The sequence below is a fragment of the Vibrio sp. YT-16 genome (genome assembly GCF_033337405.1).
In the GTDB taxonomy this organism is placed as follows: Bacteria; Pseudomonadota; Gammaproteobacteria; order Enterobacterales; family Vibrionaceae; genus Vibrio; species Vibrio alginolyticus.
In genome coordinates this window covers 14,868-38,328 of the sequence record NZ_JAWOQQ010000010.1, presented here as the reverse complement: position 1 = coordinate 38,328, position 23,461 = coordinate 14,868, and the positions used below count along the sequence as shown (strand labels likewise).

The 23,461-nt window shown below is 44.1% G+C and carries 23 protein-coding genes; 10 read left to right on the top strand and 13 right to left on the bottom strand.

The features are described from left to right. The first annotated feature begins 196 nt into the window (after window positions 1–196). On the top strand, window positions 197–535 hold the full coding sequence (locus R7F07_RS16310; RefSeq protein ID WP_005374208.1) for a YggL family protein: 339 nt from the start codon (window positions 197–199) through the stop codon (window positions 533–535). Between the two features lie 1,336 nt (window positions 536–1,871). Beyond that, the gene (locus R7F07_RS16305) at window positions 1,872–2,771 is read left to right on the top strand and encodes a LysR family transcriptional regulator (protein WP_054574492.1); all 900 of its coding nucleotides are present in this window, start codon (window positions 1,872–1,874) and stop codon (window positions 2,769–2,771) included. On the opposite strand, the gene R7F07_RS16300 is transcribed toward R7F07_RS16305, so the two are convergent. Both R7F07_RS16300 and R7F07_RS16295 read right to left on the bottom strand, forming a co-directional pair. Next, on the bottom strand, window positions 2,739–3,083 hold the full coding sequence (locus R7F07_RS16300) for a DUF5329 family protein (RefSeq protein ID WP_017635527.1): 345 nt from the start codon (window positions 3,081–3,083) through the stop codon (window positions 2,739–2,741). The two genes, R7F07_RS16305 and R7F07_RS16300, sit on opposite strands and share 33 nt — an antisense overlap. Window positions 3,084–3,178: 95 nt before the next feature. Continuing rightward, complete coding sequence (locus tag R7F07_RS16295) at window positions 3,179–4,192, bottom strand: MBL fold metallo-hydrolase (protein ID WP_171342690.1); 1,014 nt, start codon at window positions 4,190–4,192, stop codon at window positions 3,179–3,181. A gap of 155 nt (window positions 4,193–4,347) precedes the next feature. On the opposite strand from R7F07_RS16295, the gene R7F07_RS16290 reads away from it, so the two are divergent. From R7F07_RS16290 to R7F07_RS16280, 3 genes are all read left to right on the top strand, one after another. Next, window positions 4,348–4,962, top strand: coding sequence for a TetR/AcrR family transcriptional regulator (locus tag R7F07_RS16290; protein WP_025768062.1), 615 nt, complete (start codon window positions 4,348–4,350; stop codon window positions 4,960–4,962). 329 nt (window positions 4,963–5,291) lie between these two features. Beyond that, window positions 5,292–6,197: a 30S ribosomal protein S6--L-glutamate ligase gene (rimK, locus tag R7F07_RS16285; RefSeq protein ID WP_005374224.1), complete on the top strand. Its 906-nt coding sequence runs from the start codon at window positions 5,292–5,294 to the stop codon at window positions 6,195–6,197. A 65-nt stretch (window positions 6,198–6,262) separates the two neighbouring features. Continuing rightward, a complete protein-coding gene (locus tag R7F07_RS16280; RefSeq protein ID WP_005384193.1) occupies window positions 6,263–6,691 on the top strand; it encodes an ATP-dependent zinc protease in 429 nt (142 codons plus the stop codon). A 66-nt stretch (window positions 6,692–6,757) separates the two neighbouring features. On the opposite strand, the gene R7F07_RS16275 is transcribed toward R7F07_RS16280, so the two are convergent. Next, entirely contained in the window at window positions 6,758–7,483 is a 726-nt protein-coding gene (locus tag R7F07_RS16275) for an MBL fold metallo-hydrolase (protein WP_171342691.1), read from the bottom strand. A gap of 323 nt (window positions 7,484–7,806) precedes the next feature. Here R7F07_RS16275 and speA point away from each other — a divergent pair, with 323 nt between their 5' ends. The 4 genes from speA (at window position 7,807) to R7F07_RS16255 (ending at window position 14,731) form a co-directional block, all read left to right on the top strand. Beyond that, entirely contained in the window at window positions 7,807–9,717 is a 1,911-nt protein-coding gene (speA, locus tag R7F07_RS16270; RefSeq protein ID WP_033906546.1) for an arginine decarboxylase, read from the top strand. A gap of 1 nt (window position 9,718) precedes the next feature. After that, window positions 9,719–10,639 (top strand): agmatinase, encoded by a 921-nt coding sequence (speB, locus tag R7F07_RS16265; RefSeq protein WP_005374233.1) that lies wholly within the window; start codon window positions 9,719–9,721, stop codon window positions 10,637–10,639. A gap of 409 nt (window positions 10,640–11,048) precedes the next feature. Continuing rightward, window positions 11,049–12,254, top strand: a complete 1,206-nt coding sequence (gene emrD, locus R7F07_RS16260) for a multidrug efflux MFS transporter EmrD (RefSeq protein ID WP_005374234.1) — start codon at window positions 11,049–11,051, stop codon at window positions 12,252–12,254. Window positions 12,255–12,565: 311 nt separating this feature from the next. Next, window positions 12,566–14,731, top strand: a complete 2,166-nt coding sequence (locus R7F07_RS16255) for a S9 family peptidase (RefSeq protein ID WP_025768064.1) — start codon at window positions 12,566–12,568, stop codon at window positions 14,729–14,731. Window positions 14,732–14,949: 218 nt separating this feature from the next. On the opposite strand, the gene R7F07_RS16250 is transcribed toward R7F07_RS16255, so the two are convergent. The 10 genes from R7F07_RS16250 to R7F07_RS16205 form a co-directional block, all read right to left on the bottom strand. Then, window positions 14,950–15,945, bottom strand: a complete 996-nt coding sequence (locus R7F07_RS16250; protein WP_017635534.1) for a porin — start codon at window positions 15,943–15,945, stop codon at window positions 14,950–14,952. Between the two features lie 215 nt (window positions 15,946–16,160). Continuing rightward, window positions 16,161–17,030, bottom strand: a complete 870-nt coding sequence (locus R7F07_RS16245; RefSeq protein WP_025768065.1) for a metal ABC transporter solute-binding protein, Zn/Mn family — start codon at window positions 17,028–17,030, stop codon at window positions 16,161–16,163. A 22-nt stretch (window positions 17,031–17,052) separates the two neighbouring features. Beyond that, window positions 17,053–17,928: a metal ABC transporter permease gene (locus R7F07_RS16240; RefSeq protein ID WP_025768066.1), complete on the bottom strand. Its 876-nt coding sequence runs from the start codon at window positions 17,926–17,928 to the stop codon at window positions 17,053–17,055. After that, on the bottom strand, window positions 17,928–18,656 hold the full coding sequence (locus R7F07_RS16235) for a metal ABC transporter ATP-binding protein (RefSeq protein WP_025768067.1): 729 nt from the start codon (window positions 18,654–18,656) through the stop codon (window positions 17,928–17,930). The genes R7F07_RS16240 and R7F07_RS16235 overlap by 1 nt, the downstream gene beginning before the upstream one ends. Beyond that, window positions 18,656–19,582, bottom strand: a complete 927-nt coding sequence (locus R7F07_RS16230) for a metal ABC transporter solute-binding protein, Zn/Mn family (RefSeq protein ID WP_042523415.1) — start codon at window positions 19,580–19,582, stop codon at window positions 18,656–18,658. The genes R7F07_RS16235 and R7F07_RS16230 overlap by 1 nt, the downstream gene beginning before the upstream one ends. Window positions 19,583–19,604: 22 nt before the next feature. Next, on the bottom strand, window positions 19,605–20,156 hold the full coding sequence (locus R7F07_RS16225) for a DUF6162 family protein (protein WP_042523417.1): 552 nt from the start codon (window positions 20,154–20,156) through the stop codon (window positions 19,605–19,607). Beyond that, window positions 20,153–20,473 carry a hypothetical protein gene (locus tag R7F07_RS16220; RefSeq protein ID WP_005374251.1) on the bottom strand — a complete coding sequence of 107 codons (321 nt, stop codon included), beginning with the start codon at window positions 20,471–20,473 and terminating at the stop codon, window positions 20,153–20,155. The genes R7F07_RS16225 and R7F07_RS16220 overlap by 4 nt, the downstream gene beginning before the upstream one ends. A gap of 42 nt (window positions 20,474–20,515) precedes the next feature. After that, window positions 20,516–21,346 (bottom strand): DUF4198 domain-containing protein, encoded by an 831-nt coding sequence (locus R7F07_RS16215; protein ID WP_025768070.1) that lies wholly within the window; start codon window positions 21,344–21,346, stop codon window positions 20,516–20,518. A 15-nt stretch (window positions 21,347–21,361) separates the two neighbouring features. Next, window positions 21,362–21,901 (bottom strand): DUF2271 domain-containing protein, encoded by a 540-nt coding sequence (locus tag R7F07_RS16210; protein WP_025768071.1) that lies wholly within the window; start codon window positions 21,899–21,901, stop codon window positions 21,362–21,364. A 20-nt stretch (window positions 21,902–21,921) separates the two neighbouring features. After that, on the bottom strand, window positions 21,922–22,551 hold the full coding sequence (locus R7F07_RS16205; protein ID WP_021035904.1) for a PepSY-associated TM helix domain-containing protein: 630 nt from the start codon (window positions 22,549–22,551) through the stop codon (window positions 21,922–21,924). A 379-nt stretch (window positions 22,552–22,930) separates the two neighbouring features. On the opposite strand from R7F07_RS16205, the gene R7F07_RS16200 reads away from it, so the two are divergent. Next, a complete protein-coding gene (locus tag R7F07_RS16200) occupies window positions 22,931–23,419 on the top strand; it encodes a hypothetical protein (protein WP_042523421.1) in 489 nt (162 codons plus the stop codon). Window positions 23,420–23,461: the final 42 nt, after the last annotated feature.

Sequence of the window (23,461 nt, the reverse complement as noted above, 5' to 3'; positions counted from 1 at the left end):
GAAAAATGACAAAAGTGCTTAAAACATATGAAACTTGTGTTTCAACAATACTGCAAACCAACCAACACAGCTAACGAAGCAATTAAATTCTGGTCACATAATCACCAACTGTATCGCTTCATTCTGATTTTACTTGGGCTAAAGTGTGATAGAAGGTATAAGGTGTACGAAATCAAATCATCTACGAGAGATAATCATGAAATTAGACAAGATCGATAACAAGAGCCGTCGTATCCGTAAAAAGCTGTTCTTAGGTGAGTTCGCAATCCTAGGTTTCGAGATCAGCTGTGAAACAGACATTAACGACTTCGACCGTTACGATGCATTCGTTGATGACTTTATCGACTACATTGACGAGCTTGGTCTTTGCTTCGGTGGCGGTGGTCTAGAACTGTTTGAAGGCTTCCTATGTTCTACTGACCGTTACGGCAGTGCGACTGAAGAACAGAAAGCGCAAGTTATTAAATGGTTAGAAGCACGTCCAGAAGTGAAAAGCGCGCAAGCGGGCGAACTAGTTGACGCCAACTACCTGTAACTAAAGGGCAACCTGTAATACGCAGAGCTCAGTAAATGGTAGAGAAAGCTGGTCTTAAGACTGGCTTTTTTATTTTTTGAAGAATGCGATAGTAAAAATAGGGGTTTGGGAAGTTGCGCGGAGTGAATGTGATTGTGGTGTTTTTGAGCTGGCAATCAACGGGAAACTGTGTTCCACAGCCAGCTCGTGCCTTTAGGTATAATTAACTATGATTTTTTAGCTGGGGCGTCTTTCGTGTCTTTCCAGTATTGAATACGCACACGATGTAGCTGAGCTCTTCTAGTCTTTTTCATAGTAAAGTCCCTCATCTTATATAAGTAACGCTCCTCATGGAGCTTATTGTCTAAGGTCGTATCCCCTTCAATCTATAAGGGAATCAATCATTTAACCGTGACCAATTTCACAACATAATGATAATTACCGATTTCTTGCAGCCTGTTTTTACTGGCAAACGGCATATTATCTATCTGACACAGTTAACTTACTCACCAGATATGACAGAAAAATGGCAATCAAGTTCCCTACTTATACTGTCATTGAATCTTAATAAGGATTAACAAGGTGGGCATTTCAGATTTACCATACTGTTTATAAAAACCGCAAGATTTTTTATTTCTTTTCAAACAAATCTCTACTCAAGATCAATTCACTTTCATCTTTATCGCCTCCCTTTTAACGCATTGTGATCCAGTTCAATCCACAGAACTCGGAACAAAAAGCGCACATTAATACATTCACCACCAAACCTGTGCGAGATCTCTTACAAGAGTTGTAAGCAAATAGATTAATCACCTCTAAGAGCAATGCCAGAAAAAACATTAAGCATATGATTTAAAAGTAATATTTAAATTCACTTAAAATAATAAGTAAAAATAATTTAGAAAAGTTAATTGAGTCAAATCAGCAAAACATCAATACTCAACTTGTCGACAGGATGTTGGCGGGAACAGGAAAAAAGCCTAAAGGATTGGGTATCTTCAGGATGAAGATTTGATAGCTTAGGATGAGTTGTCAGCAAGGATGTAGTTAAGCTCTAGGATAGAGTTCGCCCGTCAGGATGATAGGCAAGAATGGACACCGCTAGGAAGGCGATGAACAAGGAACTCGGTTAAAGGACTTAGCCACAATCAAGGATAGATGCAGGGAGCACCTATTAGTAGCTGGATTGCTGCGAAAAAGAATAAGCCCCGTCTGGGAAACCAGGCGGGGTTTTATTTTGTCTGTAATGTATTGATAAAGATTCATCTTTATCGTTTAAGTCTTCTCTGTTTTCATAAAACACCGTGCTATCATTTTCTTTACGTCTCCCAACGAAGCTCTCAGAAAATCACACACTATGCTTAATCCTGTTTGGTTACATACATTTAAGACATTGATTGAAGTCGGTCATTTTACGCAAACGGCAGAAAAACTTTTTATGACTCAGCCTGGCGTCAGCCAACACATCAAAAAATTAGAGCAAAGTTGTCAGCATGCCTTGATCAAGCGCGAAAACAAAAGCTTCGAATTAACCGAGCAAGGCAGGATTGTCTACGCATATGCGCTCGAGTTAGAAGATAGAGAGAAGAAGCTGCTCGAAGAGCTCAGTTTTGATGATGCGTTTTCAGGCCACTGTAAACTGGCTTGTTCTGGTGCAATGGCGTTAATGTTGTATGGGCCCATTTTGGAGAAGCAAAAACAGCACCCGAGCTTATCGTTACATTTAGAAGCCGCGCCAAATCAATCTATTCTCAACGCCATAACGCAAGGGCACATCGATATTGGTATCGTGACTGATGTTCCCAACAAAGGTCTGTTTCACAGTGAGCGAATTGGTAAAGAGAGGTTGTGCTTGGTTCTGCCAAAGCATTATCAAAATAAGCAGATAACGCCACAACTCTTGCATGACTGTGGTGTCATTAGCCACCCTGATGCCGAGCATTACATGACGCTGTTTTTTGACCAGTGTGAAGAACCACAGCTCCAAGAAATTAAGATGAGCGATTTACCATTATCCGGCTACGTAAATCAATTGAGCCAAATTTTGCTACCTGTCAGCAAAGGACTTGGCTTCACCGTGCTGCCTCAAAGTGCGGTCGACAATTTTCCACTAAAAGACACGTTATACATTGCTCAACTGAAAAACACTGTATGTGAAGAGCTATTTCTGGTTCGTAAGCGCAGTCGTGCTCTACCTCTGCGCTATCAGACCATCAAAGAAGTGTTATTGGATGTGGTCGGTGGTGCGCATCAATGATGTTAGCCACTCTTCGCTGGTAATGCGTTCCTCTTGGCAATCCACCCAATATGGTTTGCCAGATAACCAACTTTTCGACGCAACTTCTTTTATAAACACATCCACGGAATCAACGTCATCTTTGGCGTAATCCCATTTATTGCGCATGTGTTCTGCCGCTTCTTGATTAGTGTACGCCTTGCCGTTGCGGATAAAGGTGCAAGAGGATTGCTCAACTCGTTTTATCAACGTCGAGATATCTTGCTCTACCCCTGCTAGTGCAAAGGTCGGCAGAATGCTTAATGTAAGTAACAACGTCCACTTTGCTTTCATCGCACCTTTATCCTTATCCCTGACCACGTAACTACTAATAGTAACTACTGATAAGTGACTTAACTATTCTGGTGTTTGGCTGTTTAGCTCAGCAATTATTGCCACCACGCCTTAGCAGGCTGAGGCTCCGCAATCGCCAAGCGTTGACCAATCTCAGGGCTCACTAACGTTACACCGCGCTCTTCACTAATGTCTAACGCGCGTTGCATCGGTTCATTCCAATCGTGCATCGACAGATCAAACGTGCTGTTGTGAATCGGCATCATCACTTTACCCTGCACATCGATGTGTGCTTGAACGCTTTGCTCTGGGAACATGTGAATGTCTGACCAGAGTTCATTGTACGCACCTGTTTCAATCATGGTGAAGTCAAACGGGCCGTACTTTTCGCCAATCTCTTTAAAGCCATTGAAGTAACCAGAGTCACCACTGAAGAACACTTTGTGTTGTTGTGCATTGATAACCCAACTGCCCCACAGCGTCGTATCGCGGTCTGTCAAACCTCGACCAGAGAAATGCTGAGTCGGAGTTAGTGTATATTCAATGCCGTCAACAGAGTGTGACTCCCACCAGTCTAGTTCGATCACTTTCTCTTTGGGTACACCCCAATTCACCAGTAATTGGCCAACTTTTAACGGCACCAAGAAAGTGCCCACCTTGTCGCCTAGCACTTTAATAGAAGCTTTATCTAGGTGATCGTAATGGTCATGACTGATCACCACCACATCGATAGTTGGCAAATCTTCTATCGTGATGGGAGTTTTGTGAAAACGTTTTGGCCCAGCCCATTTCACAGGAGACGCGCGATCACTGAATACAGGGTCGGTCATCACCAGTTTTCCATCGAGCTTCATTAATACGCTTGAGTGACCCAGACGATAGATGACGTCATCTTGCTCTTCTAACAGTTGCCGCGCTGTGATCGCATGCACTGGAATTTCAATCGTTGGTATTGGGTTAAGGCGCTCAGTCGTAAAATACGCTTTCATGATTTCGAACATGTCGCCCAAACCGCTTTTGTATTCCAACTCTGTATTTGCAAATTTGTCCGGGTATGTTGGCGCTTTTTCAGTATCAACATTAGAACAAGAAATCATGGATGTACCCATCGCGAACGCTCCTACTGTGGCTAGCAAAGTTTTTTTCATAAAAAGTTAACCCGAACAAAAGTAAACTACACGGTGCAGTTTACATTCTAATTATCAAAAGTAAACTACTTAGTGTAAAATAGATCAAGAAATGATCTTCTTAACTTAGCAAGCTTATGAATGTAAAAAGAAAAAGTCGTAGCGAAACCAAAAGAGAAGCCATCTTGTGCGCGGCAAGGCAAGCGTTCCAAGAGTTTGGGGTGCAAAACACCAGCATGGATAAGCTCTCTGCAATCGCACAAGTCTCTAAGCGCACGGTCTATAATCACTTCCCTTCTAAGGAAGCGATCGTGACGGAGTTGCTGACTGAGCTTTGGCGTTCGTCAATGATGGAAAGCGATATTAAACGCTTGGCCACTCTGCCACTCAAAGATCAATTGATTGAATTACTCTACAGCGAGATCATTGTGGTAACGGAACCAAACTATATTGAGCTGGCAAAAGTGGCATTTGGGCACTTCTTATTTAAGCCGGAAGATCTCAAAGAACAAGCAGAACAAATGTCGAAACAGGAAACCGCCCTGTACCGCTGGCTTACTGAGAAATCGAACAGTGGCGCTTTGCAAATTGATGATGTACATATAGCAAGCACTCAATTGCACAACTTACTTAAAGGCAGTGCATTCTGGCCGCAGTTAATGGGAATTCGCCCCTCTTTGTCGAATGAAGAATCTAGGCTGTTAGCTACCCAAACGGCGGAACTTTTTTTAAGTCACTATCAAAACAGCTAAAAACAGCGGTCAAATTGGCCGCTTTTTTAAGCGATAATTCGTGACAAAGCGATGAAATTTTTGCTCAATTTTATTTATCTCACCCTTGACAGTCTCATACCGCAAGGCGTGAGCGTTCGATAAAATATTTTTGTCGTGTCGATGATGCTTTTTCGTTTTCATCTCACAAAAAAACGCCCTAAGGTGCGCACCTCTGACGACGTGGTTGTTCAACCACAATTCTAAATCGTTGAAGTAAGTAGGTTATGTCATAACATGATCACCTGCCTACTGCATTCTATGCTCTATACTTATATTTTAATTTGGTACTGACTTACTAAGGAATTGCCATGCGTATTGCTATTCTCTCTCGTAATGAGAATTTATATTCAACCATGCGCCTAAAACAGGCGGGTGAAGAACGTGGGCATCAAATCGATGTGATCGACACGCTTCACTGTTATATGGACATTACGAGCAACAACCCTAAGATCCGCTACAAGGGTGAAGAATTACCGCAATACGATGCTGTTATTCCGCGTATTGGGGCATCTATTACGTTTTACGGCACTGCTGTTGTACGTCAGTTTGAAATGATGGGTACATTTTGTGTCAACGAATCTGTCGCGATCAGCCGCTCTCGTGACAAGTTGCGCTCATTACAACTGCTATCACGTAAAGGCATCGGTTTGCCACGCACTGGCTTTGCTCACCATCCTGACAATATTCAGGACGTGATCAAAAACGTTGGTGGCGCACCTCTAGTGATTAAATTGCTAGAAGGCACTCAAGGCATTGGTGTTGTACTTGCTGAAACAAATAAAGCGGCAGAAAGCGTGATTGAAGCTTTCATGGGTTTGAAAGCTAACATCATGGTGCAAGAATTTATCGAAGAAGCAAAAGGCGCGGACATCCGTTGTTTTGTTGTCGGAAATAAGGTGATTGCCGCAATGAAGCGCCAAGCAAAAGAAGGCGAGTTCCGTTCTAACCTTCACCGTGGTGGCTCTGCACAACTCGTGCGTTTGAGCAAAGAAGAGCGTGCGACCGCTGTAAATGCAGCGAAAGTGATGGGCTTGAACCTTTGTGGTGTGGATATCCTTCAATCTAAAAATGGCCCAGTGGTAATGGAAGTGAACTCTTCCCCTGGTCTAGAAGGCATCGAACTAGCAACGGGTAAAAACATTGCAGGTATGATCTTCGATTTTATCGAGAAAAACGCTAAGCCAAATTCAAACCGTACTCGCGGTAAAGGTTGATTTTTGTTTAACGCACAAGAGAGCCAAAAACCGGCTCTCTTGTTACTCGTCGCTAGGATGACACTATGAATCAGAAAATGATCATTGGGAATGCCGAAGCTATTTGCTTGCCAGAGTTAGGGATTACTCACCTTGAAGCGCGTATTGATACAGGCGCTCAAACCTCTTCATTACATGTAGACAATATTGATTGCTTTGAAAAAGATGGTCAGTCTTATGTTGCATTCGATCTACACCCAGATGTATACCATTTAGAACAAGTGGTTCGCTGCACAGCGAAACTAAAAGCAAACCGTAAGGTTAAATCTTCTAACGGTACTTTTGAGCACCGCTGCGTGATCACAACGATGCTGCGTATGGGCGACCAACAATGGCCAATCGACATTACGTTGACTAACCGTGAAAAAATGACTTACATGATGCTGTTAGGTCGTCAGGGCATGGCAGACAAAGTGCTCGTTGATCCTAGCCAATCTCACTTATTGGCATCTTAACCCCGTAGCTTCAGATGAGTGATCGAACGTTTTTGTTGAGCATCACTCGTCTGGCTTTATCTTCGCCTACTTCCTACGAAATAACGCAAACAACAATCCCTTCGCTTTAACTTTTGTCACTCGCCAGTGCGTCATTGGCTTAGTTGGCGCTGTATTCAAAATGTGCTGATACGCTTTTTCATCCAAAGTCACCTCTCCCCCATGTGCCAAAAGCAAACATTGCGGATTCATCTCAAACACACGCTTTAATGATTGCCGATATTGATTCGGATGAAATATGGGAAACGGCGCAATCAGATGCTTTTTCACCTGCACCATTAAATCCGCCACATACAACACATCTTGTTCAGAATGATAAACCGACAGATCTCGGTCGGTATGCCCAAGCGTTTCTAGCACCTGCCAATCATCAAATCCAGGAATAAACTCTCCATCAATAAGTTCAATATCTGGCTTTAACTTACGGGAATACCACAGGTTTTGCTTTGGTTTACGCATCCGATTCGCCATCCAGCGTGCTAACATCAAATCGATCAAATGCATTAGCCAACCGTCTACACCGCTATACCACTGGCTCTCTCGCTTTGCGGCCAATAGCTTACATCCTGTTAAATCACGTAGTTTGTGCGCACCACCAGCATGGTCTGGATGCATGTGGGTCACAACAACCAATTTTAGATCAGAAAAAGGACGATGGAGTTGATGTTCAATAAAGTCTTTAAGATGAGGAATGTCTGCTCGACTGGCACCATCAAGCAACAATAATCTATCGGGATATTCGGCGAGATACATGGTTTGAATGTACCCCTGAATTCTGTGCAGCTGCAAAATATGTCCTTATTTTAGTGAGATGCTTCATGACCGAATCCTTACTGGTCAGACCAACTATAACAGCAGAATGGACGCTTCGGTAAACAAATATTCACACGTAGCGACGACAACAAATCATAATCGAGATGATAGATTTTAATCATTAGACTCAAGGGCCCTTTTATCCGTTAATGCGCGCACACGGAGTTCGTGTCAGGGTATGAGGTAAATGCCTCATGATTTGCTTTTTTGTACTTTTCCTTCTAATTAATTAAGGAGTTAAGTACATTTTTGTGAGAATCGAGTTGGAAAAAGCAACTAAATTAGACCGCATCCGCGCGGACTACAACGTTCACTACTGGAGCCAAGGTTTCTACGGCATTGATGACCAAGGCGAAGTATATGTATCACCACGTAGTGATCGTGCACATCAAATCCCTTTCAGCGCTATTGTAAATGAGCTAGAAGCGAAGCAGTTAAATCTGCCTGTATTAGTACGCTTCCCGCAAATCGTGCACCAACGTGTGCATGGTATTTGCCACGCATTCAACCAAGCAATTGAAGAATACCAATATCCAAACAAATACTTGTTGGTGTACCCAATTAAAGTAAACCAACAACGTGAAGTGGTGGATGAAATTCTAGCGAGCCAAGCTCAACTAGAAACCAAGCAGCTTGGTCTTGAAGCGGGTAGCAAGCCAGAATTGTTGGCGGTACTTGCATTGGCTCAACAAGGTAGCTCCGTAATCGTGTGTAATGGCTACAAAGACCGTGAGTATGTGCGTCTTGCACTGATCGGTGAAAAGCTGGGTCACAAGGTATTCATCGTACTAGAGAAGCTTTCTGAGCTGGATCTGGTACTAGAAGAAGCGAAAAGTTTGGGCGTAAAACCGCGCCTTGGTTTACGCATTCGCCTCGCCTCTCAAGGCGCAGGGAAATGGCAAGCAAGTGGTGGTGAAAAATCGAAGTTTGGTTTATCAGCATCGCAAGTGCTTAGCGTTATTGAACGTCTTAAACGCGAAGGCAACCTAGACGCGATGCAACTGGTTCACTTCCACCTTGGTTCACAGATGGCAAACATCCGTGATGTACGCAATGGTGTGAACGAGTCTGCACGTTTCTACTGCGAACTACGCGCACTCGGTGCAAACATCGAGTACTTCGATGTGGGCGGCGGCTTGGCAGTGGATTATGACGGCACACGCAGCCAATCATCGAATTCGATGAACTACGGCCTTGCAGAATACGCACGTAATATCGTGAACACAGTGGGCGATGTGTGTCTGCAATACGAACAACCAATGCCAGTGATCATTTCGGAATCGGGTCGCTCGCTAACAGCGCACCACGCTGTATTGATTTCTAACGTAATTGGTACCGAGTCGTACCTACCGGAAGAAGTACATGAGCTTGATGATGACGCTCCGCTTTTGCTACAAAACATGTGGCGAAACTGGGAAAACTTACAAGATGGTACAGACGCTCGTGCGTTAATTGAGATTTATAATGATACCCAAAGTGATTTGGCAGAAGTGCACTCTCAATTTGCTACAGGTGTGCTTAACTTGGAACAACGTGCGTGGGCAGAACAATTGTCACTTCGCATTTACTTCGAATTAAGCCGAAAGATGAGCACTAAGAATCGCTTCCACCGTCCGATTCTGGACGAGTTGAGCGAACGTCTTGCGGATAAGTTCTTCGTGAACTTCTCTCTCTTCCAATCTCTACCAGATGCTTGGGGTATTGATCAGGTGTTCCCTGTTCTGCCACTTTCTGGTCTTGGCGAGGCGGAAGAGCGTCGTGCAGTGATGTTGGACATCACATGTGACTCTGATGGCGCGATCGATCACTACGTTGATGGTCAAGGCATCGAGAGCACGCTACCTGTACCAGCTTGGAGCAAAGACAAACCGTACCTAATGGGCTTTTTCCTAGTAGGCGCATACCAAGAAATCCTTGGTGACATGCACAACCTATTTGGTGATACCCACAGTGCTGTAGTCAATGTTGATGAACATGGTCAATTTGAGATCAGTTACATCAACGAAGGTGATAGTGTAGAAGACATGATGCGCTACGTTCATATCGACGTGGATGCGATTCGTGACAATTATAAACAATTGGTTTCACAGCGAGTTGAAGCCAATGAACAAGCACAAATCCTAGCAGAACTAGAACAAGGTCTAGCAGGATACACCTATTTAGAGGACTTCTGATATGAATGATTTGTTTACTAAAACTGATTATTCGCTTTACTCCAACTCTATGTCGTTTTTACGTCTGCCGTACATTCGTAACCCGGTATCGGCAGACGCAGACGTTGTGGTGTTGGGAGTCCCTCTGGACATGGCAACATCTGGTCGTCCAGGTGCGCGTATGGGTCCAGATGCAATTCGCCGTGCCTCAGTCAACTTGGCATGGGAAGGTAAGAAGTTCCCGTGGAGCTTCAACGTATTGGATAAACTGAAAGTGATCGACGCAGGTGATCTCGTGTTCGATTGCGGTGATGCGGAAGATTTTACTTACCGCCTTGAAGCGGCAACCAGTGAAATTCTAAAAAGTGGTAAAACCATGTTGGGATTGGGCGGTGACCACTTCATCACGCTACCTATCCTACGTGCCTATGCGAAGCATCATGGCCAAATGGCTTTGATTCACTTTGATGCTCATACGGACACCTATGCAAATGGCAGTTCATACGACCACGGTACGATGTTCTACCATGCGCCGAAAGAAGGTTTGATCTCAGCAAAGAACTCAATACAAATTGGCATTCGTACGGAGTACAAACAGCAAGATCACGGCTTCAATGTGATTAATGCGATGCAAGCGAATGACATGTCGGTGAACGAGATCCTAGAAGAAATTCGTCGCACCGTCGCAGACAAGCCAGTATATGTCACTTTTGACATCGACTGCTTAGACCCGGCCTTCGCACCGGGAACTGGTACACCAGTTTGTGGTGGCTTGAACTCAGACAAAGCGCTGAAAATTATTCGTGGTTTAGCCGGCATGAATATCGTGGGTATGGATGTTGTCGAAGTATCGCCTCCATACGACCACAGTGATGTTACCGCACTAGCGGGAGCAACCATCGCACTAGAAATGCTTTACGCATACGCATCTGAGCGCGAATAGACATAATCATTTCTAAGGGAGCTTCGGCTCCCTTTTCTTTCTGATGCCTTCCTCTACCTTTTATTCACTCGTTTCATCTTGAACTCACCTCAACCGATCAGACGCTTTATTTTTGCACTTTAACCATTAAAACCAGTTACCTATAAGGCTCATTCTATTCACGAAAAGCAAAAGATTTAACGTAAATAGACAAAGAAATGCACCTCTTTTTGAAAACAAAATCGGATTAGTTTTTCTAATTGAAATCATAGATTTTTATCTTGCTCGACTTCACACTTTTCGATTGCTAATTATACAAGCAAGCACTATTATCTCGCGCAAATATCCCCGCAACACAAGAAGTCAGTTGGCACTCTATAAAAGAGCGCTAAGGGTTTTTACGTCTTAAACTTTTTGGAGAGATACGCAAATGTCTGCTTCGTTTCCATTAGCGAAACTTACCTTTTTAATCGCTATATTGACTGCCGTGGGTCAAATGACCCAGACAATGTACGTGCCTTCAATCGGTCATATGGCGGGCGAGTTTTTGGTATCTGCGTCATCACTTCAAGCTGTGATGGCTTGTTACCTAATCCCATATGGCTTGTCGCAATTTGCGTATGGCACACTATCGGACCGCTTGGGACGCAAACCGATCATCATCGTCGGGCTGCTTATCTACATCGCGGGTACACTGGTAGCATTATTTGCACATCAATTTGAATGGTTCTTGATTGGTAGCTTTATCCAAGGCTTAGGTATTGGCTGCGGCGGTGCGATGTCACGCACTCTGACTCGCGATTGCTTTGAAGGCTCTGATCTACACAGAGCAAACAGCTTAATTAGCATGTGTGTGATTTTCTCACCATTAATGGCACCAGTATTAGGCGGTTACCTAACAGAAGCTTTCGGATGGCGGTCGAGCTACTTGTTCTTAGCGCTATTTGCTATCGCGGTTGTGATCACCATGATGACAAGCATGATGGAGACGCTACCAAAAGAGAAACGCAAATTCGAACCAGTAGCCAAAAGCTACAAACACGTTTTGTCTGACCGTCGCTTTCAAGGCTTTTTGATTTGCCTGGTTGCAACATTCGCTGGTGTGGGTGTATTCGAAGCAGCGGCTGGGGTGTTGTTGGGTGGGGTATTAGAATTACCTGCAACAACGGTAAGTTTGCTGTTTATATTGCCGATCCCAGGTTACTTGGTGGGCGCAGGCTTATCTAGCTACATCGCAAGACGTCGCTCTGAGCGTCGTGCTTTAAACGTAGGCTTGGTCTCTATTTTTGTAGGCTCTGCTATTGTGCTCATCCCAGGCTTGTTTGGTTTAACCACGGCATTAACGCTAGTTGGAGGCGCAACCGTGTACTTTTTGGGTGCGGGCATTCTCTTCCCAGCAGCAACAACTGGAGCGATTGCGCCATTCCCATACCATGCAGGAACAGCAGGCGCGACATTGGGTGGCATGCAAAACTTGGGGGCAGGTGTCGCAACTTTGCTCGCGTCACTATTTCCAGCGCATAACCAGATGCCTTTGGGCATTTTGATGATGGCAATGTCGGTAATTGCAATGCTTGGGCTAATGTGGGTGAATCGAGCACACAATCACTCAAACGAAGTACCGCAAGTTATCTGATCATTATCAGCTTACTTTCAAAATCCAAAAGGGACACACTCAACAAGTGTGTCCCTTTTTTCATATCACACTATATCGATTTCCCGATGAGAATGATTTAACTTTCGAATTGATATTTGTTAAAAATAACAGCTGCTTACACAATGTGTTTTCAGCTCCCTTCAAATTGAGTATCCAACTCGGAAATATTGAGGATTCTCACTTTTTCGGTATACCCCATAACAAAGAATGGACAACTGAAAACCACTGACAAAATGAAAGCCCAGCCCTCAGGATGAGGCCACTTGGGTGTACAATAAGGATAAAATCAGATGCGTTTCACTTTAGCTACGTTGGCCGTCTCGGTCGCGCTTGTCGCCGGATGCAGCAATCAAGGAATCCCCAGCATGACTCAATACTCCCAAACACAGATCGTTGCTCAACAAACTCAAGCTCCGGTTGCGAAAAAAGTCCCTCACTCGATGACTATTCATGGCGATACCCGCGTTGATAACTACTACTGGATGCGTGACGACGAACGTAAAGACCCTGAAATTTTACAGCACCTAGAGAAAGAAAATCAGTACGCAGAAACCGTTCTAAAGCACACTGAAACACTTCAAGATACGCTATTTGAAGAAATTAAAGGGCGCATCGCAAAAGACGACAACTCAGTACCGGTTCGTAAAGGCAACTACTTCTACTCCAGTGAAGTGACCGGAGATAACGAGTACGAAGTCCATTTGCGAGCTAAAGGCTTTGCAGGCAAAGACAAACAAATCATTTTAGATGTCAATGAACTAGCAAAAGAACATGAATTTTTCAGTATCGGCGGCCTATACGTTAGTCCGAATGAAAACTTATTGGCGTATGGCGAAGACACATTAAGCCGCCGCGTGTACACCCTTAAGATCAAAGACCTGACAACAGGCAATTACCTACAAGATGAAATCGAAGGGGCCTCAAGCGCTGTCGCATGGCAGAACGATAACAACGCCTTTTACTACATCAAAAAAGATCCACAGACCTTATTGGGCTACCAAGTTTATCGTCATGTATTGGGCACACCACAAAGCAGCGATGAGCTGATTTTTGAGGAAACCGACAGCGCCTATTACACCTCACTAAGCAAAAGCAAAGATGGCGAAGATATTTATATCTGGCATTCGAGTACAGAAACCAGTGGGGTCTCTATCATTGATGCGAACAACCCTAAAGCAAAGGCGAAACCGTTCTATCCTCGTGAAGATGGCATTGAATACAGTATTTCTAAGCTAGGCGATTGGTATTACATTTATACTAACTATCAAGCCGTCAACTTCCGTTTGATGAAAGTTCATCAAAATGACATGCATGACCGCTCTAAATGGCAAGATGTGATTGCCGCAGACGACAACACTCAACTTGTCGACTTCGAGTTATTCGATGATCACATCGTCTATGAGCAGCGCTCTAACGGCCTAGCAAGCGTCACTGTACGTCAGCTTTCAACAGGAAAAGAATTCCCCCTCACATTTAATGACGATGCGTTTGCTGCCTATTTGACAGGTAACCTAGAGCTGGATAACGAAAAAGTTCGTATTTATTACAGCAGTTTAACCACTCCAGGAACCTACTACGATTTCGATCTAAAAACGGGCGGGTCAGAAATCATGAAGCAAACACCTGTACTTGGTGATTTTAATCCTGACAATTACCAATCAGAACGCATCATGGTCACAGCCCGTGACGGTAAAGAAGTACCCGTTTCTTTGGTGTATCGTAAAGACTTATTTAAGAAAGATGGTACGAATCCACTCTACCAATATGGTTATGGATCTTATGGCGCAACCATTGAGCCAACTTTCCGCTCGACACGTTTGAGTCTATTGGATCGCGGCTTTGTTTACGCCATTGCTCATATTCGTGGATCTGAAATGCTTGGCCGCCCTTGGTATGAAGACGGTAAAAAACTAACCAAGCAAAACACATTCAACGACTTTATTGATGTGACTAAAGGTTTGGTTGAACAAGGCTATGGCGCGAAAGATAAAGTCTTCGCTGTTGGTGGCTCTGCAGGAGGCCTCTTAATGGGGGCTATCATCAACCAAGCACCAGAACTGTATCGCGGTATCGGCGCTCATGTTCCGTTTGTGGACGTGGTAACCACTATGCTCGATGAATCAATTCCATTGACCACCAACGAGTATGATGAATGGGGTAACCCAAATAACAAAACATACTATGACTATATGTTGAGTTACTCGCCTTACGACAACATCAAGGCGCAAAACTACCCGAACATGTTGGTAACGACTGGCTTGCACGACTCTCAAGTACAGTACTTTGAACCAATGAAGTGGGTCGCCAAACTTCGTGAAATGAAGACAGACGATAACGTCTTGTTGTTCAAAACCGATATGGAAGCCGGACACGGCGGCGCATCTGGTCGATTTAAGCGCTTAAAAGAAGATGCGCTAGAGTATACCTTCTTCCTCGATTTACTCGATAAAAAATAAGCGTATTAATAGAACTGCATCTCTTCTAACAACAAAAATGCCCGCAAGTTGCGGGCATTTTTTATAGACGCACTCTCTAAACAAAGAGTGGGGTTACCTAAGCACAGAATGACTAGCGTCTCTTATAGCCAAAGGATAGCAGAAAGAAAAACGCCTACTCACAACGAGTAGGCGTTAACACAATAAATGTGTTTAGGCAGTAGAAACTGGCCTATTTATTAGAAGTAGTAACGAGCACCTAGAGTCCAGTAGTCGTTCTCTTCATTGTTGTAGTCGTTACCTAGATCAAACTGGTAAGCTGCAAACGTTACGAAAGCAGGAGTTACAGCGTACTCTGCTTGTAGCGCAGTTTCGCTTGAAACTGTCTTATTGTCTTCTTCGTCTTCTACGCCTTCGTAGTTAACGCTGAATGTCCAATCGTTTACGCCGTATGCCAAAAGAGCTTCAAGTTGAGAAGTGTCTTTACGCATTTGGTAGAAGTACTCGTTCATACCGTATACTACCGCTGCGTATAGACCTGAACCGTACTGACCGTAGTTTACAGAGAATAGGTGTGATTCAGCGTTCTTAGTACCTAGAGTCGCGTTTTTAACATCACCACCGCTGTATACGTAGCCTAGACCAAAGCCAGCTACAGAACCGCTCAATGCAACTTGACCACGTTGCTCGTATGTTGTTGCATCTGAAGTTTGCTCACCTTGCCAACCTAGACCTAGGTTGAAAGCAAAACCTTCACCAAATTCAAAACCTTTACGGTAGCTAAGCATTTTATCAGCACGAGCTGAGCCTAGGTTGCCGTGGTTGTCGTACAAAAAGTCGTTCGCAAACGCGATTGGTAGATCCGCAACGCCAGCGACATCGTAGTAAGGTGACCATTGAGTACCTGCTACTAAACGGCCAAACTGCTCATGAGTAGCACCGATGTAACCTAGACGAGTTTTGAACGATTGCTCGCCACCGTTTAGGTAGTTAAGCGCCCATTCACCTTTAGCGTCGATAGTAATACCGTTGCCAATGTCTTTCTTACCCGCAACGTTAATACGTGGAGACACTTGGTGAACTTTTACATCTTCTTCGAAATACTCACCCACGCCAACTGAAACGTGACCGCCGATCGATAAAGATGTACCATCGCTGTTGTAAACTTCTGCTGCGAAGGCCTGTGAACCACATGCTAGTGCCGCCACTGCAACGGCTAGAGTTTTCATTTTCATTGTTAACATCCGTATAGTTGTTTGTACCGGTTCGCTTAGAAACAGATTAAATCCGAATCAATCGCAACGAACACATAACAAAGTAGTAATGAAATAGAAATGAAACAAACACTTTCTTATGCAACCAGTGGTATTAATGTTCACATTTTGAACTGAGTCACAAAAAAATAGGGAACTTTTCATTCCCCATCATAAAATCTGTGGCTTTTTACGTGTCACATCTCCCAACGTGCGAGTGGCTTCTCAGTTTTGATACCCTTACTGCCCCAGCGGTCAATAACATCAATTTGCAGTATACGACTCGGTTTAATAAGCGATGTCAAGGTTTTCGACGGTCGTTTATCCGTCACCAACCATAGCGTTTTATCTTGTTCAAACTGAGCTTTTAAAGATAATTTGTCTTCTTCTGTCCACTCGAGTTCCGGCTTAAATTCGCGCCCAACCACAAACAATTGGTTGCCAGAGGCAAAGTCCTCTAATGACTCACTCATCAGTACCACTGAATCGATGCCTTTATCGAAGATCTCTGCCTGTTGTTGGTTGATCAGTTCACGCACATTGAGCATAAGAGCCTGTTGATTCGTTTGAATCGTCTTTTGGTGTTCAGGATATACACGTTGTAGATCCTCTCCAACAATACCCGCCATTCGGATTAAGTTTGTAGGGTTAAGCCACGCGTACTTCGATGTTGACCCGTTTTCCAATGTCAGTACTGCAACTCCTTGAGCTCTAGGAGAAATGGCCTGCGATGCATCGATTTCAATCAAGTGAATGTTGCCCTGTCGAGCGTAAACATAAGTCGGGTCTTGTTTCCAAATCGCACCAAGAGTAATAGCAACCGTCGCGGCTTGACCCGCTTGCTTAACTTGCTCTGTACCTTTATTTGCGAACCAGTTTTCAAGACGCTCAACGCCGTAACGCTTTGGAGGCAGATACTGAGTCTCTATCCCTGTACCTTTCATGAGTTGCTCAGACAACATGTACGTGACGGGAGTGCTGGTTAAAATGTCTTTGGCGCTTGCCAACGATGGAAGTGTTGTCGCTATAACCAAACCAAAAGTTATCGCTAATTTTTTTATCTTCATGTTCATTACTTTATAAAAAGGGTTACGCTTTTTGGATAATTCGGTAAACCGTTGCTGTTAGGAAAAATGCCGCAGAAACAATGATGATGGATGCGCCTGATGGCACTGGTAGCTCAAGCTCCATCGGCAGTATGGTTCCTACTAAACACGCAATGGTTGCCAATAAAGAAGAAAGGAGAACGAAACTGCTCATGCGTTTAGTCAATAACCTAGCCGTTGCACCAGGAATCAGTAGCAATGCACCAACCAATACCGCGCCAATAATCTTTACCGCGGCGATGGTGACCAAGGTGATCATCATGACAAATAAGTAATCATAAAAGCTGGTATTAAAGCCGCGTACACGTGCAATATCCGGGCTGATACAAGTTAGCAAAATGCGGTTAAACGTTGGAATAAGAAGCAGTAATATGATCAAACAACTGATCGCTAAAATAAGGATATCGTTGTCCGTCACAGTCAAGATCGAGCCAAACAACACGTTCTCCAAGATGTGAATGTTGATCTTGCGAGCAACGTACATTAACAGTGCAGCACCAACCGCTAACGCTAGTGCAAGAAAAACCCCAACCAGTGTGTCGTAAGGTACATTCGTACGATTACGAACAAAGTGAAGCAACAGCGCAAAAATCATACAAAAGCTAAACAATCCGATGATCGGATTCTCTGGCGGCTCACCGAGCAACACACCAATCGCGATTCCGGTAAGCGCAGCGTGCCCAACCGCTTCAGAGAAAAAAGCCAGTCGCTTGGCGATGACTAATGTACCAAGACCACCAAGTAATGGTCCTAATATCAGCGCTGCCACGATTGCGTTCACCATGAAAGCATAAGAAAAGCTATCGCTTAACCATCCAGCTTCAACGCCGCTAACCGCTAACTCTCGCAACCAATCCATTATGCAGCCTCCACTTTTGCTGTGTAGTGCTTGAATAATGTTTCTATACGATCAGGGCTTAGCACATCTGAATGGTGACCTGACGCCACAATTTGACGATTTACAACATGGACCTGCGCATCTAAACGGCGCACTGCGGTCACGTCATGGTGCACTGCCAGTACCGTTTTGCCTTCTCCAACGACTTCATGAATCAAACCTTCAAGATATCGAACACCTTGCTCATCCATACCAGTTGTAGGTTCGTCTAAAACCAATAAATTGGGCTCATCCAGTAAAGCTTGCGCAAACAAAACACGCTGTTGCTCACCGCCAGAGAGTTGCCCCATACGACGATCGCAACGCGTTGCCATACCCACGCGATCCAGCTGGGCCAGGGCATGTTGAGTTTGTTTCGTTTTACGTCGCCAAAATAGAGGGATACGAGTTTGGTTAAGCAGTACAAAATCCATCACGGTTAACGGGAGGCTTGCTTCAAACATCGCTTTTTGTGGCACATACCCTATCTTCCCCGATGCAGCTGATGGTTCTGGCCAATTGAGCGCTATGTTTCCCGAAAATGGCGTGAGTCCAAGTACCGAACGAAGCAAAGAGGTTTTACCACCGCCATTCGGTCCCATAATCACGTGACATTTCGCGTTCTCGAATTCGGCGCTGATGTTCTGCAAAATGATATTGTCGGCGTATTTTAGGCCCACGTTACTTAAGGAAACGGAAGGTCCAGTCATTACGCCTTTTCCCCTGCTCGCTTACTCGCCACAAATTTCATGGCTTCGATTAGTGTTTCCACATTATCTCGCATCTCAACCTCGACTTTATCAGCCTCATACTCACCGTGAGTCATGTGAGAAAAGCGATAAAGCTGCACCCCAGTCGCCTCTTCGATGGTATCAACAAAGCGATTCGGCATATTGAGCTCATAAAACAGCACATCAATGCCCGATTCACGAATTTTCGCTATCGTTTCCTGTAGCTGACTTGCACTTGGTTCTACACCATGAGCAGGCTCAATGACAGCGGCAACGTCAACACCAAACTCCTGAAGGATATATCCGTAAGCATTGTGGGTTGTCGCCACCTTCATACCAGCCGTGTCCAACTCACCAAGAGACAACATTGCATCACGCTTCATCAGGCGAAATGTTTTCGCGTATTTACGAGCATTTTGGCGATAGAACGTAGCATTGTCTGGGTCCAATTGGCTTAGCTCACTCGCGATGGTGTAAACCTTTTGAATGGTTGTTGATAGACCGACAAAGGTGTGAGGGTTCACTGCTCCTTGACCAACAGACTGCCCCATAGCGGGCAATAAAGGCACTTCTTTGTTCGCTTCGATAACCACGAGATCATCACGCTGAGAAGCCTTGATCACTTTCAGTGCAAAATCGTCATGACCAATACCATTGATCACTATTACGTCCATTTCATTTAAGCGCTTAAGATCATTAGGTTGTGGCAAATAGTTGTGAGGATTAAAACCAGCATCAACCAAAGGAATGATGTCCGCCTTCTCACCAACAACGGCTTTAACATAGCTGTAATAAGGTTGTAGCGTAATACCAATACTGAGTTTTTCGGCAGCAAAGCCAGTAGAAGACACCGTCAATAACGCGGTGGCTGTAAGAATACGACGTAAAAGAGAGCGTTTGATCATAGTACTTATCAATTATGTTGTCTTAATGGGCGTGAGAGTGAGAGGAAGAGTCTGACAGAACGATTTGTTTCCACCCGAAATCGTGGCGTTTTGCTAGATCGCTTAGTCCCTCCACATTTAACGAACGGCTAGAATCATTAAACCAAATATCAGCTTGAGAACTGCGGCTATCCAACAGCATGGAAGCAGAGCCTTGGGCACTGGTCTTCACGCCAATGTAGACACCGTCATCAATTCGTTGCCACTGATGAGAACCTTTACGCTTCCAGTTTTGGTCTTTCACGAATGGAGCAATCCAAAGCGCCTCCATATCAGAGATCTCAGGCCAAGTTCCGGTATCTAACTGCAAATCACGAATCTCTTCATGAGCGAGCTTAAGTTCAGCGATCAACCCCAACTCATTTTGATGTAAATCCGTGATTAACACTTGATGAGACTGCATGTCTGGCTTTTCAGTCGCGACCTGATGGTAGGGCATAAGTATGGCTGCTGAACTGAGAATCGCTGCGATTGTCAGTGCGACCCACTTTCCTTCTCGGTTACCATCATCAGGGCGAACTTTCTGAACGCTCATTTCTCTTTCAGCTCAACGATATCCACTTCCACCGGGCTTTCATGTCCGGCATCAAATACCAAATAGAAATCTGTTTCAGGGTGAGTAAATTCTGCGATGGAACGCTTATCTGTTTTTTCTTTGGCGATCAGATTGTCGTCGTAATCGTACATTTCGACATCGTAGTCGACCGCTGTCGATCCATCCGAGTAGCCCGCTTCACAAATCACTTTATCTTGCGCCAAGTGACAGCTCATCAGAGGAAAATGTGCAGCAGCGTGAAAGGACGCAAATCCAGAAAAAAGCAAAACCGCTTTTAGAAGAGAAGTGTTATTCATGATAATTCCAAAATGGCCCAGCAATTGCTGAGCCTAATTCGATTAGTTAAGTTGAGTTTCAAACGTAAGGTGAACATTGGCACTCGCTTTATCCGCCAATGGATTATCTTTCAATTCACCTTTGTAGTTCGCTTTCATTAAGTAGCGCCCGGCGACTTCTGGCGTGAAGATCACTTTGCCATCTTTATCGCTCACCACATCGATTTGTTCTTGATGGTTTCGGTACATAGTACCTTCACGTGTAATCTCAGCAGTAACGCCCTCTTGTGGCTCTCCGTTAAAGAAAAACTGGAAAGTCACAGGCTCACCTTCAATGATGTCCGATGGATGCGTGATCGGTTTCATCTCCAGCATTTTGCCTTCAATCTCCAACGCTTTGTCCGTTGGCATACCAACCGTAATGTAGCTTTCTGCTCGGGTGTAACTTAGTTGAGTAACCACATCACGCGCTTGCTCGGGAAGCACATCACCACGCTCAGCTTTGCTTGCTCGCGCCCATTTCACCGTATCACGACGGCCCGCTTTGTATTGTGTGTAGTAGCTCGGCTGATTATTAATCGCAACTTTGTGCGTGCCTTCTTCTGTAAAAAAGAAATCAAACATAGAGCGACGCTTGCCACGAACAACAAAGTTAGGACGCTCAGAGCGGCCATCCGGCATCACCACAAATGCCTGATCACTACCCGCAGGCTTATCAAAAACAAACGTTCCGTGAGAGGCAGTAACATCAAATGTCAGCCAGTCACCGCCTTCTTTAGAAACCGTAAAGTGAGAGGGCAGAACCCAACGTGGATGTGCTTGCGCGGTGGTGGTTACAGCCAACCCCATTGCCATTACACTCGCCAATGCCACTGCTTTCATTTTGGTTTTCATTGTTGTGTCCTTTAATCACTTAACTTGATAATTGACGGTGATGACACCCGTCTCTTGTGTTGGTTTAAGCTCATAGCGCACGTCACTGTCCGCTAGCGTTATTTTTTGACGTAAGTAGTTTCGCCCACCGTGTTCACGAACGACTTCGACGTACAACGTGTAATTTCCTTGTTCCAAACGCTCCCCTGAGTCATTGGTTCCATCCCAGACAAAGCGGTATTGACCAGCAGGACGTGTTGCAGAAGTCACCGCATCAACAAGTTCACGATCATAACGACCCGTTTTTCTCCACCAGCTGCGTAGATCTTTTAACCATTCGTCTTTCCCTACCCATAACTGAATGGTTTTAACCGGTTTACGCTGATCGTTTTCAACCCAAACCGCCACATAAGGGCGTGCATACATTGAGGTATCTATCTTTGGAAGTTCGAGTTCGAAGTCGACCTTCGCGTTATCTGGTAGAGGCGCCGCGGAAAGAGAGAAAGGAGTAAAAGCCGCGATCAAAGCGGCTTTACAAAAGTGATTACGGCGGAAAAATCTTCCTGTGTTCAACATAAGTGTTCTCTAAAAAGCTGTTATGGAACAGCAACAAAATAAATTACGAGCGACAGTAACGTACCAAAGCTCATCCATTGCATTGACGTTCTGAGCGTCTTCTTCTTAGGCAGTAACAAGCACACGCCTGTAAGAACAAAAAACACCATCAAAAGCGCAGTGACGTCGATAAACCACTTCCAAATCCCACCACTGTTGCGTCCTTTATGTAGATCGTTCAGCAGCGCAACAATACCGTAGTGCGTCGTTTCGACGTCTGCTGCACCAGTAGTCATATCAATAAAGACCGTAGCGTTATAACCCGGGCCTTTAAAATCCATAGAAAGCTCTCCGAGTAACAACTCACCTTGCTCAACTTCGGTATACACATCTAGTGCGGAGGGAGTGCCGCGAAGCTCGGTTTCTTTAGTCAAGAAAGCTACCAGTTCTTCACGATTAGGTTGAAAGGTATCTGAATGTGAGAATAGAACTGAGTGCGGAACCGTCAGAGTATGTTGTTGAATGATAGGTTCACTGCGTTCAAACAATTCGGGGCGATTGAGGGTAATACCAGTTACTGCAAAAAACAGCGTAACTAAGAGAAGAGCCATCGAAATATAGATATGTAGGCGGCGAGCCCAAGTTTGAACACCTTTGCTTTTAAGCAACATAGAAACAATCATCACCAATAAATGTGGGGCATAATTTAGGTGATAATCATTCGTATTGGCATTTAATTTACATTGTTTACTTTTTCAATTCAGCTTGGCTTGCACATGTTTTAGCTATTTGGCCCAATGCGAGTTACCGATTGCCTACCCTCTAGATAATAACCCTATCAATTTTAATGACTCAAAATTTAATGATATTTCCAATACTAAAAAGTGGGATAGACTCCACCAAAATGCGCCTTTATGTATATTTAATGAAAAGCTTAAAAGCTATCCATAAACTAGATAAAAAAGGTAAGCTAAGAAGTTAGTGTAGGGTTAGATAGAGAAGATTTTCTGATGCTAGCCAAACGTTATGGTGTAGTTCAGAAGGAAAAATATGAACAAGAATGTTGGAATAATTCTCTTATCACTTTTCTCAAGTGTCACTTTCGCAAGTGAAAAGTTTGAAGCCAGTTTGTTTAACAACGTAAGCCAATCTATCGATAATTATGGTGCTAAGATAAAGCTGTGCGAATCTATGGCAGACCAGAATACACCTGACAAACAAACCCTAGAGTATTCAAAGAAGCATATAGAAGCATTAACTCCTGTTCTGCCGTTTTTAAGCGAGAAAGCTTTTGAGGCTTGTGTATTAAAAGAGAAGCAAGAGCTAGCATATTATCTATTAATAGCAAAAAATAACGCTTCAAGAACCTCAACATTAAAGCTTGTAGAATCGACTGAAAGCCTAACTTTTCATATCGAACCTACATCGAGAGAAAAGTTTGAAACACTGAGCAAGGTACATCAAGAATATATAGAGAAAAGCCCTTTTTTCTCCCGACCATTTGATGCATTAGCTTTTTATGAAAAGCTCATACAATAAATAGCCTTTATGACTTTAGACAAAAAATACCCGAGACTGAGC